This is a genomic window from Nocardioides daedukensis (genome assembly GCF_013408415.1).
GTDB lineage: Bacteria > Actinomycetota > Actinomycetes > Propionibacteriales > Nocardioidaceae > Nocardioides > Nocardioides daedukensis.
Genome location: NZ_JACCAA010000001.1, coordinates 2,058,679 through 2,076,543, shown reverse-complemented (window position 1 = coordinate 2,076,543; position 17,865 = coordinate 2,058,679). Strand labels below are relative to the sequence as shown.

The following is a 17,865-nucleotide window of genomic DNA, read 5'->3' as shown; positions in this document are numbered from 1 at the left end:
CTTCGCAGAAGATGCGGACGGAGGCATCCCGATGACCGAATTCCCGATCGACTCGGGTCGCTCGGTCTTCGTGTCTGGTGTCGCAAACATGCACGGATTGTTGGACTCGTTGGCTGATGCGCAGCCCACCTTCGCCTCCACCGACGCGAAGGCCGGCCTGCTGGTCGACCTGGTCCGAGCCGAGTCGCGAGTGGCTGCGTTGAAGCTGCGGGTGCTGGCTGGTGCGGACGATGTCGCGGAGCGTGACGGCGCCCGCAACGCCGGTGCCTGGTTGGCGGCATACACGAACACCGACGCCCGCGCGGCGCACGGACAGCTGCGACTGGCCCAGGCGCTGGAGTCTCGCTGGACCCGCACAGCCGCGGCCCTGGCCGCTGGATCACTCACGCTGGCGCAGACCGAGGCGATCGTCGACGCCCTGGCCGAGGTCGACGACGAGCTGGACCGTGAGCAGCTGCAGGTCGCCGAAGAGCTGATGATCACCCACGCCGCCGACCTGGACCCTGCCCGGTTGCGGGCGATGGGGCGCCACCTTGCCGATGTGGTCGACCCTGCAAGCGCCCAGGAGCGCGAGGCCCAACGCCTTGCCGATCAGGAGCGCCGCGCCCGTGAACGTGCCCGCCTCTCGCTGCGGCCGATGGGTGACGGCACCACCCGGCTGTCCGGCATCCTGCCCGACGCCGTGGCGCACCGCCTGGAGAAGAATCTCGACGCCTTCGCCCAACCCCGCAAGCAGGCCGCAGACGCCGACGGACTGCGCGCCCCGAGGCATCGGTTGCTGGCCCTGGCGTTGGGCGACTTGTTGGAACGCATCGATCCCGACCGGTTGCCCCATCATGGCGGGGACGCGACCACGGTGATCGTCACCCTGACCCTGGAGCAGCTGCTGGGCACGCTCGGAGCTGCCGGGCTCGGCTTCGACGACTCCACCCCCATCACCGCAGCCGATGCCCGCCGGCTGGCCTGCCAGGCCAACCTGATTCCCGCGTCCTGGGTGGCGCCGGGCAGGTGCTCGACGCCGGCCGATCGACCAGGCTGCATCCCCCGATGGCCCGCAAGATGATCCGCCTGCGCGACAAGTGGTGTCGAGCCACGGGCTGCTCGGTCCCGGCCGAATGGTGCGACGTCCACCATTGGAGGCCGTGGTCCCAGGGCGGCCCACCACCATCGCCAACGGCGGATGCCTGTGCACGCATCACCACCAACGCGTCCACGATCCCGCTTATGACCACACCCTGCGCCCCGACGGGCAAGTCACCTTCCACAGGAGATGCTGAGACCTCCCGGGGCGGTGACCGAGCCTGCTCCGAGTGACCTTTCCTTGAGTGCGACCCTGCCTGGAGTGTGCCGGGACCACCGGCACGATCGCCGCATGGGCGGTCTGCTGCTCTCGACCCTGACTGGATCGCCCCTGACGTGGCGCCGACGCCCGAGGGACCCTGGCGCGAGACTCGAACCTGCCCAGAACCAATGCTGGGTTTCGGGCGTATGTCACCGGGCACTTATAGGTGGACGCCGGGGTTGGCCCGGCCGCAGACGGAAGTGTGAACGCCATGTCCACCTATGACGAGCTCACCGGGACCGCCGCCCGCATCGCCGACGCGGCGATCGAATGGGACATGGCTGACAGGGGCTGGCACAAGTCGGACGAGGGTTGGATCTCCGACATGTCCGTCGCGCCGGTCTCGACGTACGTGTTGAGCCACGACGGGTTGCGTGTGCAGATCGTGGGGGAGGACGGTTGGCTCAAGTCCGACGAGTTCGCCGGAACGGCCGAAACCGACTTCAGGGCGGTGTGGGCGGACTGGTACGAGCGCATCTTCGACCTCTTCCTCGAGTGGAAGGGCCTGCCGCACCCGCTCGATTTCGAGGCGCCGCTGGGCAAGATCCGCAACGCCATCTCCGTCATCAACGTGAGCACCCACGTCAGCACGACCGGCGCATCGGCCGACCCGAGCCTCGAGACCTCCAACGACGACCTCGACGGCGCACTCACCTCGTTCTGCGGAGAGATCCTGCCGATGCAGGGCGTGATGGACAGCTTCTCGCTGGCCTACAGCAACAAGCTCCCGGGCGTCGTCCGCGGACAACTGGCCATCCTGGGCATCCTCGGGATGAACCTCGCCGGCGAGCAGAACCTCTTCCGCGCGCTCCGCCAGGACCTGCCCGTGATCGCCGACGACGTGCTCGAGGTGATGCGCGAGCGCAAGTCCAGCAGCTCCGCCGCGGACCTGAAGATCATCGGCGCGGTGCTGGCCGGGGCCAGCCTCTTCATCACCGGTGGCACGAGCAGCCTGATCATCGCGAACGGCCGGACCATCGTCGCCGCGCTCTCCGGCATGACACCGGCGGACGAGGCTCCGTCACCCGCGCAGAAACAATACGGCGCGGACACGGCCATGGGCGTCTACGAGAACGTGCGCACCTACCTCGACGAGCTCAAGACGACCGTGCGCGGCGAGGAGTCGAGCGTCCGGACCAGCCTGACCAGCGCCCTGAGCGAGGTCACGGGTCAGAACGCTGACGCCTTCCTGCTCCGCAAGCCCGGGCTCCTCGATGCCTCCACCCAGGGTCTCGAGGTCAATGCGGAGACGCTCTCCTTTCTTGGCGGTGTGATCGCCCCGTTCATCTGCGACAACCTTGCGGTGGCTCGGGCCGAGGCCGCCGGGGCCGAGATCCAGGCTCCCTGGGAGCGGCCGGACACCATCGGCCTGGGCGCACACGGTCCTTATCGGCAGTGGAAGGCACTGCTCGACGAGTTCGTCGAGGTCAGCACCGTGACCCGGACAGAGCTGGCCGACGTGGGTGACGTCCTGATCGAGATCGCCCAGGAGTACGTCGACACCGAGTCAATCATCCAGCAGCGGCTGCGGGAGCTCGAGGGGCTCGACGCCCTCGACGTCCCCGACTTCACGCCGCCTCCGCCTCCGTCGACCGCCTACGCCCGAGTGACGGTCGACCAGCCGGTCTGAGCTCCTCGAGGACTCGGCAACCGAGATGCCGTGACTCGTTGATTCGACCGGGCTCTACCTCGCCGGAAAAAAGTCAAAGTTGAGTGGAATGGACTCAACTTCTCGCGCGTTGACATCGATGACGGACACACTGGGTGCCGTCATCGTCACGCATGAGGGGGCAACGCCCAATGAGCACGTTCGGTGCAGACAAGTTCACCACCCGCAGCCGCGAGGCAATCGAAGCGGCCCAGCTCTCCGCCACCACCGGTGGCCACACCCAGACCGAGCCGATCCACCTGCTCGTCGCCCTGCTCCGTGAGCAGGAAGGCACCGCGCGCAACCTGGTCACCAAGGCAGGCGTCGACGCCGACGCCCTGACCGGGAAGGCCGAAGCCACGTTGAGCCGGCTGCCCACCGCCAGCGGGGCCACCGTGCAGCAGCCCGGAGCCTCCGCGGCACTGACCCGCGTCCTGGCCGGCGCGATGGACCTGGCCACCAGCATGAAGGACGACTTCGTCGCCACCGAGCACCTGCTGATCAGCCTGGCCACCGTCGAGAGCTCTGCCCGCACGGTCCTCACCGACGCCGGGCTCACCGAGACCGGTCTGCGCGAGGGACTCACCGCGGTCCGCGGGAACCGACGGGTCACCAGCCAGGAGGCCGAGTCGACGTGCGAGTCGCTCGAGAAGTATTCCGTCGACCTCACCAAGGCTGCCGAGGAAGGCCGCCTCGACCCGGTGATCGGCCGTGACGCCGAGATCCGCCGCGTCGTGCAGGTGCTCAGCCGTCGTACGAAGAACAATCCCGTCCTGATCGGTGAGCCCGGCGTCGGCAAGACGGCCGTCGTCGAGGGGCTCGCCCAACGGGTCGTGGCCGGTGACGTGCCCGACTCCCTCAAGGGACGACGGGTGCTCAGCCTCGACCTGGCCGCGATGGTGGCCGGCGCGAAATATCGCGGCGAGTTCGAGGAGCGGCTCAAGGCGGTCCTCGAGGAGATCAAGGACGCCGGTGGCCAGGTGGTCACCTTCATCGACGAGCTGCACACGGTGGTCGGTGCCGGCGGCACCGGGGACGGCTCGATGGACGCAGGCAACATGCTCAAGCCGATGCTGGCCCGCGGCGAGCTGCACATGATCGGCGCCACCACGCTCGACGAGTATCGCGAGAACATCGAGAAGGACCCGGCTCTGGAGCGGCGCTTCCAGCAGGTCTTCGTCGGTGAGCCCAGTGTCGAGGACACGATTGCGATCCTGCGCGGGATCCAGGAGAAGTACGAGGCCCACCACGGCGTCCGGATCACCGACGCCGCGCTGGTTGCCGCCGCGACCCTGAGCGACCGCTACATCACCGGCCGACAGCTGCCGGACAAGGCGATCGACCTCATCGACGAGGCGTCCAGCCGGCTGCGGATGGAGCGCGAGTCCTCGCCCGAGGAGATCGACAAGCTGCGGCGCTCGGTCGACCGGCTCAAGATGGAGGAGTTCGCGCTCGCCAAGGAGTCCGACGACGCATCCGTCGAGCGGCTGGCGAAGCTGCGCGGCGACCTCGCCGACCAGGAGGAGGAGCTGCGTGGGCTCGAGGCGCGCTGGGAGCGGGAGAAGTCCTCGCTCGAGGGCGAGGGTGAGCTCCGCCGCCGGCTCGACGCGGTCAAGATCCAGGCCGAGAAGCTGACCCGCGAGGGCAAGCTCGACGAGGCCAGCGAGATGCTCTACGGCCAGATCCCGGACCTGGAGCGCAAGCTCCGCGAGTCCGAGAGCGCCGAGTCGGCCGCCACCACCGAGAAGCTGGTCGGCGAAGAGGTCGGCGCCGAGCAGATCGCCGACGTCGTCGAGGCCTGGACCGGCATCCCCACCGGTCGGATGCTGCAGGGCGAGACCGCCAAGCTGCTCGAGATGGAGGCCGAGATCGGCCAGCGCCTGATCGGGCAGGAGGCAGCCGTCAACGCGGTGAGCGACGCCGTACGCCGTTCGCGCGCGGGAGTCTCCGACCCGAACCGGCCCACCGGCTCGTTCCTCTTCCTCGGCCCCACCGGCACCGGGAAGACCGAGCTGGCCAAGTCGCTGGCAGACTTCCTCTTCGACGACGAGCGGGCGATGGTCCGCATCGACATGAGCGAATATTCCGAGAAGCACTCGGTCTCCCGCCTGGTCGGTGCGCCTCCCGGCTATGTCGGCTACGACGAGGGTGGCCAGCTGACTGAGGCCGTACGCCGTCGCCCGTACAGCGTGGTTCTCCTCGACGAGGTGGAGAAGGCACACCCGGAGGTCTTCGACATCCTGTTGCAGGTGCTCGACGACGGTCGGCTGACCGACGGACAGGGTCGCACGGTCGACTTCCGCAACACCCTGCTGATCCTGACCAGCAACCTGGGCTCGAACTTCCTGGTCGACCCGTTGCTGGAGCCGGAGGCCAAGCACGCCTCGGTGATGAGCGTCGTCCGGGGACACTTCAAGCCCGAGTTCCTCAACCGGCTCGACGAGATCGTGATGTTCGAGGCGCTGACCAAGCAGGCGCTGACCCACATCGTCGACCTGCAGCTCGCCCAGCTCGAGAAGCGGCTCGCGGTCCGACGGATCACGATCGGTGTCACCGACGAGGCGAAGACCTGGCTGGCCGACAAGGGCTATGACCCGGCCTACGGTGCGCGTCCGCTGCGCCGGTTGATCCAGACCGCGATCGGTGACCGGTTGGCCAGGCTGCTCATCGCCGGAACCGTCACCGACGGCGGCCAGGTCACCATCTCGGTCGCCGAGGACGGCGACGACCTGGTGCTGCAGACCAGCTGATCAGGCTGTCGCAGACCCGCTGATCGTCTGTCGCGGTTCGACTTCCAGCATGGCGCCGTGCGTCCCCCTCGGATCTTTTCGGATCCCCGGGGGGCGCGCGGTGCCTGCCGCGTCATGGTCGCCTGAGAGACTTGAACCATGAGCGATGCCAAGAAGCTGCCCCGCCCGCCACAGGTGACCCTGTCGGGTTGGGTGGCCATCGTCGGATCCGTCTTCGTCGTCTTCGACGCCTTCGAGGTCGTCGGCAACCTGCGCACCATCGACCACCGCGAGCGGGTCACCGAGACCCTGTCCCAGGAACCGTTCAAGGGCATGGACGTCTCGCTCGAGCAGGCCCTCGAGTTCATCAACATCGCAGCCATGGTGGCCGGAGCCAGCGCCGCCGCCGCGGCAATCCTTGGCATCTTCGTCCTCCAGCGTGACAAGCCGGCGCGGATCGGGCTCTCGGTCGCCGCGGTCCCGCTCTTCCTTGCCGGCCTGGTCACCGGCGGCTTCCTCTCCTCCTTGGTCGCGGTCTGCGCCGTGATGCTGTGGACCAAGCCGTCTCGCGACTGGTTCAACGGGATCGCCGCCGCACCGGTCGAGCGTCGTACTCCGCAGAAGCCCCAGAACGTCTGGGGCCAGGGCGGATCGGGCCAGGGCAACGGCCACGGCAACGAGCAGGGGGACCAGCAGTCCTTCGGGCCGAACCAGGTGCCGCCCGGCCCGATCGCACCCGGCGACTCCGGCGACGGCCCGCGCACCTGGTCGGGCTTCGGTACGTCGTCCGCAACCGGCCAGCAGCCCGACGAGCCGGTCTCCGGTGCACACGGCGGCGAGCCGGGCCAGACCTTGACCCAGCCGGGTCAGCAGCAGTGGGAGCAGCACCAGGCGGCTCAGCAGCAGTGGCAGCAGCAGTGGGGACAGCACACCCCCGTCTCCCGACCCACCGACGTGCTCCGCGCCTGCCTGGCCACCTGGATCTGCGCCGGCACTGTCGCCGTCGGCGCGCTGTTGGCTGGTATCGCGATGTTGGGCTCGCCGGACCTGCTCAAGGAGATGTATGAGCAGGAGTCGCGCTTCGAGGACTCCGGCCTCACCCTCGAGCAGGTCAAGGCGGCAACGATCGCGATGGCGGGGATCTTCGTCGCCTGGGCGCTCGGTGCTGCCGCACTCGCCATCTTCGTGATCCGGGGTCAGGACTGGGCTCGTGTGCTGCTGGTCATCTCCGCCGCCTGCGCGGGACTGCTCGGCCTGCTGATGGCCTTCGCCTCACCGTTCCTGCTCCTGGTGGCGGCCGCCTGCGTCTACGTGGTCTATGCGTTGACCCGGCGCTCGGCCAGCGACTGGTTCCGCGACCAGACGCGTCTCAGGCGTGAAGGTCGGCGGCGCTGAGCCGAGCGAGCCCGTCGGCGATCACGTCGGCCTCCTTGCAGAACGCCCAACGCACCTTGTGCCGCCCCTCGTCCTGGTCGTCATAGAACGCCTGCGCCGGAATCGCCACCACCCCGGCCCGCTCGGGCAGGGCCAGGCAGAACTCGTGCGCGTCCTTCCAGCCGTACGCCGCCACGTCGGTGCAGGCGAAGTAGGTGCCCTCGGGCACCCGCACCTCCATCTCCAGGGCGGACAGCCCGGCGCAGAGCTGGTCACGACGTCCCTGCAGGTCGACCCGCAGCGACTCGTAGAACCCTGACTCGTTGTCCAGCGCGTGCGCGACGGCCGGCTGGAGGGCGCTGCCGCTGGAGAACGAGAGCCACTGCTTCGCGCCGAGCAGCGCGCCGGTCAGCTCGCGTGGGCCGGTTGCCCAACCGATCTTCCAACCGGTGAAGGAGAACATCTTCCCCGCACTGGAGAGGGTCAGGGTCCGCTCGGCCATCCCCGGCAGCGTGGCCAACGGGATGTGCTCGTGGTCCTCGAAGGTGAGGTGCTCATAGACCTCGTCGGTGATTACCACCAGGTCGTGCTCGATGGCCACCTCGGCGATCGACTGCAGCTCCGCGCGGGTCAGCACGGTGCCGGTGGGATTGTGTGGGGTGTTGATCAGCATCACCCGGGTGCGCTCGTTCACCGCCGCCCGCAACGCCTCGACGTCGAGTCGGTAGTCGGGCCCGCGCAGGGTGACCGGACGGCGTACCCCTCCGGCGAAGGCGATCATCGCCAGGTAGGAGTCGTAGTAGGGCTCCAGCACGACCACCTCGTCGCCGGGATTGACCAACCCCAGCAGCGCAGCTGCGATCCCCTCGGTGGCCCCGGTGGTGACGACCACCTCGTGGCCGGGGTCGAGCTCGATGCCGTAGTGCCGGTGCTGGTGGGCGGCGATCGCCTCACGCAGCGCCAGGACACCCGAGCCGGGCGCATATTGGTTGTCCCCGTCGCGCAGCGCTCGTACTGCGCGCTCCACCACCGAGGCCGGTCCGTCCTGGTCCGGGAAGCCCTGGCCCAGGTTGACCGAGCCGGTGCGCATCGCGAGCGCTGACATCTCGGTGAAGATCGTGGGCGGGATCCCGTCGAGTCGATCTGCGTGGCGTGCCATGTCCCGACTCTAGGCCGACATCCCAGACGTGGGCCCAGGCGCGAGCCTCAGCTCGAGTGGATCAGAGGTCGTCGGTCACGTCGTCGATCAGCTCGATGGCCTCGCGACGGTGCTTCCACCACTCGAAGAGCATCGGCAGGACCGAGATGAAGACGATGACCAGGATCGCGGCCTCGATGTTGTGCTGCAGGAACTCGATCCCACCGAGGAAGTAGCCGAGCAGGGTGATCCCGGTGGCCCACAGCACCGCGCCGACCGCGGACCAGACGAAGAAGTGCTTGCGGTTCATCTTGCCGACACCGGCGACCAGGGTGATGAACGTGCGGACGATGGGCACGAAGCGACCCAGGACCAGGGCTTTGGCGCCGTGCTTGTCGAAGAAGACCTCGGTCTTGGTGAAATATTCAGGCTTCAGGAACCTGCCGCGCTTCTCATAGATCTTCGGTCCTATCGCCCGGCCGATCTCATAGCCGGTCACGTTGCCCAGGAACGCCGCGATCGAGAGCGCCAGGCAGGCGACGAAGATGTTGACGTCGATGCCGGCCTCGCCGGCACCTGCGCGGTGGATGAACAGGCCCACGCTGAACAGCAGCGAGTCGCCCGGGAGGATCGGGAACAGCAGCCCGCACTCGATGAAGACGATCGCGATGGAGACCCAGAACATCTCCTGCCCGAACTCCGCCAGGAGCCATTCGGGGTCCATCCACTTGATGCCGAGGAGCAGGGGCTCGAACAGGTCCGGGTTCACCCGACGAAGGGTAGCGGGAGCCGGTGAAAGCTCAGCGTCCTGCTCACGCCTTGCGGGACTTGCGCCACTCCACGATCAGCGGCACCGCGAAGATCGCCATGATCAGCAGCAGTGCGAGGTCGATGTTGTCGCCGAGCGCGGGGAACCGCTTGCCCAGGAAGTAGCCCAGGGCCGTCACGCTGACCACCCAGGCCACGGCGCCGATGAAGCTCCAGAGCCAGAACCGGCGTCGGTTCATCTGCGTGGCGCCCGCGACCACCGTGATGAAGGTCCGCACGAACGCCACGAAGCGTCCGATCACCAGGGCGCTGCTGCCGTGCCGGTCGAAGAAGTCCCTGGTCTGGTCGAAGTGCTTGCGCTTGATGAATCGTCCGTCGCGCTGATAGAGCGGCGTGCCGATCTTGCGCCCGATCTCGTAGCCGACCACGTTGCCGGCGAACGCCGAAGCGGTCAGCAGCAGGCAGGCGACGACCAGCTGGGCAAGGGGATCGGCGTCGAAGATCTCGATCTTCCCGGTCGCCAGGAAGAGCCCGACGCTGAACAGCAGGGTGTCACCGGGAAGGAACGGGAAGAGCAGGCCGCACTCGACGAAGACGATGCCCAGACAGACCCAGAACAGGGCGGGACCGAAGATCTCGAGCCACCACTCGAAGTCCATCCAGTCGATGCCGAACATCAAGGGGTCCACGGTCACCCGGTGAACGTTATCTGCCCCGCACCAATCGCGGGACAGAAGGATCGACGTACCCTCTGCCCGTGGACGACCAGGAGCAGCGCGCGCCCTATGACCCGATGCCGCACGGGCCCGACGAGGTCGGCGTCGGTCCCTGGCCCGGCGAGTGGCCGACGGGTCCGGGCAGCGAGGTCTATGACGCCGAGCTGCTCGCGGCGGGCGACCGGCGCAACGTCGTGGATCGCTATCGCTACTGGACGATGGAGGCGATCGTCGCCGACCTGGACACTCGTCGGCACGGCTTCCACGTCGCCATCGAGAACTGGCAGCACGACTTCAACATCGGCACCATCGTGCGCACCGCGAACGCGTTCCTGGCCGCCGAGGTGCACATCGTCGGACGCAAGCGGTGGAACCGGCGCGGGGCGATGGTGACGGATCGCTATCAGCACGTGCGCCACCACGAGTCGGCCGCGGAGCTGGCTGCCCACCTGCACACCAAGGGCGTGCGCCTGCTGGGGATCGACAACCTGCCGGGCTCCGCGCACCTGGAGACGATGACCCTGCCGCGCGAGGTCTGCTTCCTCTTCGGCCAGGAGGGCCCGGGACTCTCCGAAGGGGCCCGCGAGGTGGTCGACGGGACCTTCTCGATTGCGCAGTTCGGCTCGACCCGCTCGATCAACGCCTCGGCTGCCGCGGCGATCGCGATGCACACCTGGATCAGGGAGTACGCCGACCTGTCCGGCGACGCCGCCTGGCGCGGGTGATCCGCCGTACGGCCGATGGCGAGACGCAGCGGACTGCTGGCGTTTCGCCCGGGCCGACATCTGAACTAACCTGACCCCGGAGCGAATACCACGGGTGGGTAGCAATCGGGGGGATTGACGATGGCGGGCAGGTCTCGGGCGTGATGGGCTCGTTGCGCCGGCTCCGTCCCTCAGCCCGCTTCCTTCCGTCAGCCCGCCACCGCACGGTGGTCGCGTTCTCCGCGCTCAGTGTCACCCTGGCCACGCTGGCGATCCTCCATGACGGCACCGAGGTCGCCGACCTCCAGCTCCACGACGGCGGCGTCTGGGTCACCAACGAGGACCTCAACGGCCTGCAGGTCGCGGCGCACCTGAACTACCCCTCGCGGCAGCTCGACGCGAACACCGCGTCGATCCCCGGCGCCGGTTTCGACCTGTCCCAGGAGGCCAACGCGGTGGTCCTGTCCACCGGCGGCACCAGGCTCAGCGCCGTCGACACCGCCACCTGGGCGACCGATGCCACCCCGGCCAACCTCCCCGACAGCGCGCACGCCAGCCAGGGCAGCGACGTGGTGGCGATCTCGGACCCCAACGCCGGCAAGGTCTGGGCCGTCCCCGCAGGTGAGGTCGCCAGCTTCGACGCGGAGTCCGCGGTGCCGGTACTCAAGGGCACCGTCGGGGTTCGCGCCGTCACCGGCAAGGACGACGTGATCCACACCGTCGCCCCGAACGGCACGTTGCGCGACCTGCGCCGCGAGGACGGCGAGTGGCTGGTCGAGAAGGTCGGCTCGACGCCGGACATCTCCGACCTCGAGCTCCAGGACCTGCAGATGACCGCGGTCGGCGGCACCGGCGTCGTCTTCAACCCGGACGGCGGCTGGATCGCCTGGCCCGACCACGAGGAAGACCTCTCGGATGCGGGCGCGCTGCAGGTGCAGCAGCCCGGTGCGGACACCGGTGTGGTCGCGCTCGCCGGACCCTCCGGCCTGGTCCAGGTCCAGCTCGACGGCGAGGGGACCACGACCCTCGAGGCTCCCGCCGGTGGCACCCCGGTCGCCCCGGTGAGCGTCGGCGACTGCGTGTACGCCGCGTGGGCTGGCACGGGTGCCTATCTGCGCGACTGCGCCGACGACGCGGACGACGTCGCGGTGACGGCGTACCCGCAGCTGAAGACCAGCCAGGAGCTCGTCTTCCGCACCAACCGCGACGTGGTCGTGCTCAACGACCCGACCAACGGCGACATCTTCCTGGTTAACGAGAACATGCAGGAGATCTCCGACTGGGAGACCGTCCTGGCCAACCTCAACCAGGACGAGAACGACAAGAAGGACAAGACCGTCGCGGTCGCCGAGCGCTCGGAGCACAACACCACCCCCGAGCCGCGCGACGACGACTTCGGCGTCCGGCCCGGCGAGTCGATCACCCTGCCCGTGCTGGCCAACGACCTCGACGCGGACGGCGACATCCTGGTCGCCTCGGTCAAGGACCGCGAGGTCAAGGGGCTCGGCCGCCTCGAGCCGGTCCGGGACGGTCGCGCGGTGCGGATCAGCGTCGACTCCGATGCGCGTGCCGGACGCAAGGCCAGCTTCACCTACACCGCCGACGACGGTCGTGAGAACGGCACCGCCGAGGCGACGGTCTCGCTCACCGTCCGCGGCGAGCAGCAGAATGGCCACGTCGAGCAGCTCGTCCCCGAGCGGGACAGCGCGATGACGATCCGGTCCCGAGGCACCGGCGAGCACCACATCATCTCCGAATGGGTCGACCCCGACGGCGACCCGTTCTGGGTCTCGAAGGTCGAGTTCCCCGAGGGGCTCTCAGGGACCTATCGCCCCGACGGGCTGATCCAGGTCCGCGACGACGGCCGCTCCGGGCTGCCGCGCGACCGCAAGATCAAGGTGACCCTGACCGACGGCAAGCTCAACGGCAGCCACACCGTCGACCTGACCACCACGGTCCTGCCGGTCAACGGCAAGGCCAAGCCGGTGGCCAACGCCGACTACGTCACCACCCTGGCCCGCGACGACGGGGGCGATCACTCGGTCACCGTGCGGCCGGTCGACAACGACCTCGATCCCAATGGCGACGAGCTCTACTTCTCCCTGGCCGGCCGGACCCCCGAGGGCCTCGAGGTCGAGCAGAACGCGGACGACAGCCTGACCATCACCGGCACGAAGCCGGGCAGCACCGACTACATCGAGTACACCGTCACCGACGGCAGTGCCAGCGCGACCAGCGTGGTCCGCGTCGACACCATCGCACCGCGGGACGCGCAGCCGATCCCGGACAACGACCTGGCCGTGCTCCCGCCCAGCGGCGAGGTGCTGGTCGACGTACTCACCAACGACACCGACCCGCTCGGCGGCGTGCTGGTGGTGGAGTCGGTCAACGTCGGCCAGAACAGCCAGATCACCGCCGAGGTCGTCGACCACGAGTCGATCAAGCTCTCCGACGTCAGCATGGAGGAAGGCCAGTCGGTCACGATCACCTATGACGTCGGCAACGGCTCGCTGACCGGCACCGGCAACGTGACCGTGGTCCTCGACCCGTCGCGCACCCCCGACGCCCCGGTGGCTGCCGACGACGCCGCCGTGGTCCGCAGCGGTGACGTGGTCACCGTGGACGTGCTCGACAACGACCTCTCGCCCACCGACCTCCCGCTGACCGTGATGCCCCTCGACGAAGGTGCGGTCAGCAGCGGCGCCAACCTGGGCGAGGCCTGGGTCTCGGAGAACAAGGTCCGGTTCCGGGCCACCGGTGACTCGGGGCTGGCCCGGGTGCAGTACACCGTGCGTGACACCGAGCAGCGCACCCACAGCGCCACGGTCGAGCTCTCGATCACCCCGACCAGCGGCTCCAACGCCGCACCGCGCCCCGAGCCGCTCACCGGTCGCCTCGTCCAGGGCGGCGAGGTGATCATGCCGGTGCCGCTCGAGGGCGTCGACCCCGACGGTGACTCGGTCTCCCTGGTGGGACTGGACATCGAGAACGCGCCCCGCAAGGGCAGCATCACCTTCGACGGCAGCTCGATCGTCTACACCGCGGCCTCCGGTGAGCAGAACCGCGGCACCGACACCCTCAGCTATGTCGTCGAGGACGAGTTCGGCCGCCAGGGCACCGGCGAGGTCCGGATCGGCATCGCCGCACCACCGAGCAACAACCTGCCGCCGATCGCGATCACCGACGAGCGCGACGTACGCCCCGGCCGGGTGCTCGCAGTCCCGGTCACCGCCAACGACATCGACCCCGAGGGCGGTGCGCTGGCGATCATCGACGGGATCGAGCAGGTCGAGGGTCCCTCGGCCCCCGCCGAGGTCGAGGACGGGCGGATCAAGCTGCGCACACCGCGCGAGGAGTCGACGCTCACCTACCGCTACACGATCCGCGACGACCTCGGCGCCGAGAGCACCGCCGACCTGGTCGTGAAGGTCCGCAAGGACGCGCCCGCACAGCCCCCGATCGCGCGCGACGACCGGATCCCGGTCGCGGACATCATCTCCAAGACCCGGATCACCGCCGAGGTGCTGGCCAACGACGAGGACCCCGACGGTGCGATCGGCGAGCTCACCCCGGAGCTTGCTCCCGAGCTGCTGGACGCCGGCATCGAGGTGACCAGCGACGGCCAGCTCGACATCCCGGTGCTGCCCGAACGCCAGCTGGTCACCTACCGGCTCACCGACCCCGACGGCGAGGTCGGCACCGCGATCGTGGTCGTGCCCGGCTCCGACACCGAGGCCGCCCGCCGCCCGGCGATCAAGCCAGGCGCGGAGCTCCCGATCGAGATCGACGCGGGCACCAGCCGCGAGATCGACCTGAACGACTACGTCGTGGTCCGCGAAGGACGCACGCCCACGCTGCCGTTCTCGGAGGCGATCATCCCCGGGCCCGGCCACGACGGGTCGAAGCTGAAGACCGCGGACGACGTGATCACCTTCGGCGCGGCCAGCGACTTCCACGGCCCCACCTCGGTCTCGGCCGTGGTCTCCGACGGCGCCGACTCCGACGACGCGGACGCGCTGACCAGCACGGTGACCCTGCCGATCTTCGTCAATGCCAACGGCAACACCCAGCCCGACCTGCGGGTGCCTGCGATCTCCGTTGCGACCGGCGAGCCGTGGACCGGGGATCTCGACCTGCTGGCCAGCGACCCCGATCCGGGGGACCAGGACAAGCTCACCTTCACCGTGGACGAGGTCGAGTCGGGCCTCGACGTCGAGATCTCCGACGGGGGCGGCGAGATCACCGTGCAGCCCTCGAGCGGCACCGGCCCGGGTCAATACCAGTTCGACCTCTCGGTGAGCGACCAGAAGACCGCGCCGGTACGTCGTACTGCCAACGTCACCGTGGTCGAGTCCACCCGCGACCTGATCGCCGTACGCGACGCCCAGCTCACGGCGGAGTCGGGCGAGCCGATCGAGATCGACCTCGACGACTACGTCACCAGCAACCCGTTCGAGTCCGACGGCGAGCCGGTGACGGTGGTCAAGGGGCCCGACGTGGTCGCGGGCGACGCCACCGTCGAGCTGAACGACCGAGTGGTCACCGCGACCCCGGGCAAGGACTTCAACGGCACTGTCCGGATGACCTACGTGCTCGCCGACGCGACCGGCCTGGCCGAGCGTGAGGTGCAGGGCCAGATCAGCCTCAACGTCCGGGGTCGCCCCGCCGCGCCGACCTCGATCAGCGCCGACGCCAGCAACGCCCAGGTCGAGGTCGACTGGAGCGGCGCCGAGCCGAACGGTGCCCCGATCACCGGCTACCGCCTGACCTGGACCAGCTCCGGCGGCGACTCCGGCGAGACCACCATCCAGGGCGCGCGCACCACGCACACAGTGACCGGGCTGACCAACGGCGACTCCTACCGATTCCGGGTCTTCGCGATCAACGAGGTCGGCGAGTCGGAGGCAGCATCGCCCTGGTCGCGCGACGTGGTGCCGGACTACGTGCCCGCCACGCCCACGGACGTCGCCGTCTCCTTCGACGACTCCTCGCTGCACGTCACCTGGTCGATGCCGGACTATGACGGCTCCCCGGTCGAGCGCTTCGAGGTCTCCTCCAACGGCCGGATCATCGACGCCGGGACCGACCTGCGCGAGACGCTGGCCAGCCTGACCAACGGCACGACGTACAAGATCAAGGTCCGTGCGGTGAACGCCGCCGAGGCCGATCCCCATGGCACCGCCGGCGCGAGCGCCTGGTCGCCGGTGGTCTCCGAGCACCCCAACGCCGAGCCGACCGTCACCGCGGTGGCGATCGTCGCCGATGCGCCCGACGCGGATCCCTCGGCCCAGTTGTCGTGGACACCCGAGGCGGGCGGTCATCAGGTCGCCGACTTCCAGGTACGTCGTACCGGCGGCGCGGTCGTGGCCTGCTCGGGCCCCGCCACCGGAACCTCGTGCCGGCTCAGCCTGGCCGGGGGAGGCCGGGACCAGCAGTTCCAGGTGCGTCTGCTCAACCGGGCCAACCCGGACAAGAAGCGGGGCATCGACGGCTGGGGACCGTGGTCGACCTCGACCGCGAAGGTCACCGGTGCCACCACCCCGGACCCGGTGCAGAACCTGAAGGTGACCCCGACCGGGGTCTCGGGTCAGGCCAAGGTCGCCTTCGACTACTCGAGCCAGAACATGAACAACGCCGACTCGGTCGAGTTCTACACCAACCGCACTGGGCCCTCGGCGATCAAGTCCGGCACCGGGCACCACGAGTTCACCGTGTCGGGGCTGAGCAACGGGACCGGCAACACGGTCGAGGTCTGGGCGAAGACCTACGCCAACTCCTCAGTCGGGGGCGGCTCGGCCGACAGCGCCCGGCGCCAGGTCTCGGTCAACACCTTCGGCCCGTGCACCGTCGACGTCTCCAACCCGCGCCCGGGCTATCGCAGCGTCACCTTCGACTGGCGAGTGAACTCGAACGGCCGCAACTGCTCCTGGAGCGGCAACGGCGGCTTCCCGAGCGGGTCCGGTGGCAGCAAATCCGGCTCGCACAAGGTGACCACCAGCGGCGACGACCAGTCGGTCACCCTGAAGGTGACCGTGACCACCTCCACCGGCTCGGGCGACCCGTCGGTCGCGAGCCGCTCGGACTCGGCCAGCGGCACCAGCTTCAAGCTCCGCTCCAACATCTATGACGCAGGCGACGCTCCGGTGCCCTCAGGCAACTGCTGGGCCGACTGCTACTGGATCGGCGTGGAGGCCTGGGAGGCCGAGCCCGGCTCCACTATCTGGTGCCCGATCACCTATTCGGGCAGCGTGGACGACGGTGTCACGCACTGGCACGAGAGCGCGGCCAAGGCCGATGCCAGCGGTCACCTCAAGAGCAAGCTCAAGGGCCGCCGCGGCATCGACGGCGCGCCGGCCAGCCGAGTGGGCGCCGCACCCGGCGGGCAGCCGGCCAACATCTGTCGCCAGAACAAGCCCTGAGTCCGTCCACCACCCCACCCGACCCGCCAGCAAGGAGCGCCACATGCCGATGACCGAGGAGAACGCGGCCTGGTTCGAGCAGACCTTCGCCAAGCTCACCGACAACATCGGACAGGCCCTGCTGGGCAAGACCGATGTGATCCGGCTGGCCCTGGTCACCATGCTCGCCGAGGGGCACCTGCTCCTCGAGGACGCACCCGGGACCGGCAAGACCGCCCTGGCCCGGGCGATGGCCGCCACCGTGCAGGGCACGAACAGCCGCATCCAGTTCACCCCCGACCTGCTGCCCTCGGACATCACCGGCGTCACGATGTATGACCAGGGGACCAGCACGTGGGAGTTCCACAAGGGCCCCGTCTTCGCCTCGATCGTGCTGGCCGACGAGATCAACCGCGCCTCGCCCAAGACCCAGTCCGCGCTGCTGGAGGTGATGGAGGAGTCCCGGATCACCGTCGACGGCGTCCGCCACGACGTCGGTCGTCCGTTCATGGTGGTCGCCACCCAGAACCCGGTGGAGCAGGCCGGCACCTACAAGCTGCCCGAGGCCCAGCTCGACCGCTTCCTGATGAAGGCCTCGGTCGGCTACCCGAACCGCGATGCCGCCCGCGAGATCCTCAGCGGTTCCGCACGCCCCGACCGCACCCAGGACCTGTCCCCGGTGATCTCCGCCGAGGCGGTGACCCAGATGATCGACCTGGTCCGCGACAACCACGTGGACCCCGGCGTCATCGACTACGTGCACTCGCTGACCGAGGCGACCCGCACCGACCCCGAGACCTCCCTGGGCGTCTCCACCCGGGGCGCGATCGCGCTGGTCCGGGCGGTGCGCGTGTTCGCGGCCGCCCAGGGCCGCAACTACGTCACCCCCGACGACGTGAAGGCGCTGATCGTCCCGGTCTGGTGCCACCGACTGGTCCTCTCCGCGGAGGCCGAGTTCTCCGGCACCACGTCCGAGTCGGTCATCGCCCGGATCGTCGCCACCGTGCCCGCGCCGCAGCTGCGCGGGGCCGACGCCTGAGTCGACATA

The 17,865-nt window shown here is 69.1% G+C and carries 10 protein-coding genes; 7 read left to right on the top strand and 3 right to left on the bottom strand.

Features of this window, described 5'->3' with window-relative positions; genetic code table 11:
* Window positions 1–31 precede the first annotated feature (31 nt).
* The 4 genes from BJ980_RS10260 to BJ980_RS10245 all read left to right on the top strand — a co-directional run bounded on the left by BJ980_RS10260 (window position 32) and on the right by BJ980_RS10245 (window position 7,114).
* Window positions 32–1,063, top strand: coding sequence for a DUF222 domain-containing protein (locus BJ980_RS10260; protein ID WP_179502196.1), 1,032 nt, complete (start codon window positions 32–34; stop codon window positions 1,061–1,063).
* Between the two features lie 490 nt (window positions 1,064–1,553).
* Window positions 1,554–2,972 carry a hypothetical protein gene (locus tag BJ980_RS10255; RefSeq protein WP_179502195.1) on the top strand — a complete coding sequence of 473 codons (1,419 nt, stop codon included), beginning with the start codon at window positions 1,554–1,556 and terminating at the stop codon, window positions 2,970–2,972.
* A 170-nt stretch (window positions 2,973–3,142) separates the two neighbouring features.
* Window positions 3,143–5,740 (top strand): ATP-dependent chaperone ClpB, encoded by a 2,598-nt coding sequence (clpB, locus tag BJ980_RS10250; RefSeq protein WP_179502194.1) that lies wholly within the window; start codon window positions 3,143–3,145, stop codon window positions 5,738–5,740.
* Between the two features lie 138 nt (window positions 5,741–5,878).
* On the top strand, window positions 5,879–7,114 hold the full coding sequence (locus tag BJ980_RS10245; protein WP_179502193.1) for a hypothetical protein: 1,236 nt from the start codon (window positions 5,879–5,881) through the stop codon (window positions 7,112–7,114).
* Here BJ980_RS10245 and BJ980_RS10240 read toward each other — a convergent pair.
* From BJ980_RS10240 to BJ980_RS10230, 3 genes are all read right to left on the bottom strand, one after another.
* Window positions 7,089–8,252: a pyridoxal phosphate-dependent aminotransferase gene (locus BJ980_RS10240; protein ID WP_179502192.1), complete on the bottom strand. Its 1,164-nt coding sequence runs from the start codon at window positions 8,250–8,252 to the stop codon at window positions 7,089–7,091. The two genes, BJ980_RS10245 and BJ980_RS10240, sit on opposite strands and share 26 nt — an antisense overlap.
* A gap of 61 nt (window positions 8,253–8,313) precedes the next feature.
* Complete coding sequence (locus BJ980_RS10235; RefSeq protein ID WP_343047774.1) at window positions 8,314–9,000, bottom strand: DedA family protein; 687 nt, start codon at window positions 8,998–9,000, stop codon at window positions 8,314–8,316.
* A gap of 43 nt (window positions 9,001–9,043) precedes the next feature.
* Window positions 9,044–9,694: a DedA family protein gene (locus BJ980_RS10230; RefSeq protein ID WP_343047773.1), complete on the bottom strand. Its 651-nt coding sequence runs from the start codon at window positions 9,692–9,694 to the stop codon at window positions 9,044–9,046.
* A gap of 98 nt (window positions 9,695–9,792) precedes the next feature.
* Between BJ980_RS10230 and BJ980_RS10225 the strand changes: the two genes are divergently transcribed.
* From BJ980_RS10225 to BJ980_RS10215, 3 genes are all read left to right on the top strand, one after another.
* Complete coding sequence (locus BJ980_RS10225) at window positions 9,793–10,440, top strand: TrmH family RNA methyltransferase (RefSeq protein WP_179503851.1); 648 nt, start codon at window positions 9,793–9,795, stop codon at window positions 10,438–10,440.
* 143 nt (window positions 10,441–10,583) lie between these two features.
* Window positions 10,584–16,838 (top strand): Ig-like domain-containing protein, encoded by a 6,255-nt coding sequence (locus BJ980_RS10220; RefSeq protein ID WP_246280236.1) that lies wholly within the window; start codon window positions 10,584–10,586, stop codon window positions 16,836–16,838.
* A 43-nt stretch (window positions 16,839–16,881) separates the two neighbouring features.
* Window positions 16,882–17,856 carry an AAA family ATPase gene (locus BJ980_RS10215; RefSeq protein ID WP_179502190.1) on the top strand — a complete coding sequence of 325 codons (975 nt, stop codon included), beginning with the start codon at window positions 16,882–16,884 and terminating at the stop codon, window positions 17,854–17,856.
* The last annotated feature ends 9 nt before the right edge of the window (window positions 17,857–17,865 follow it).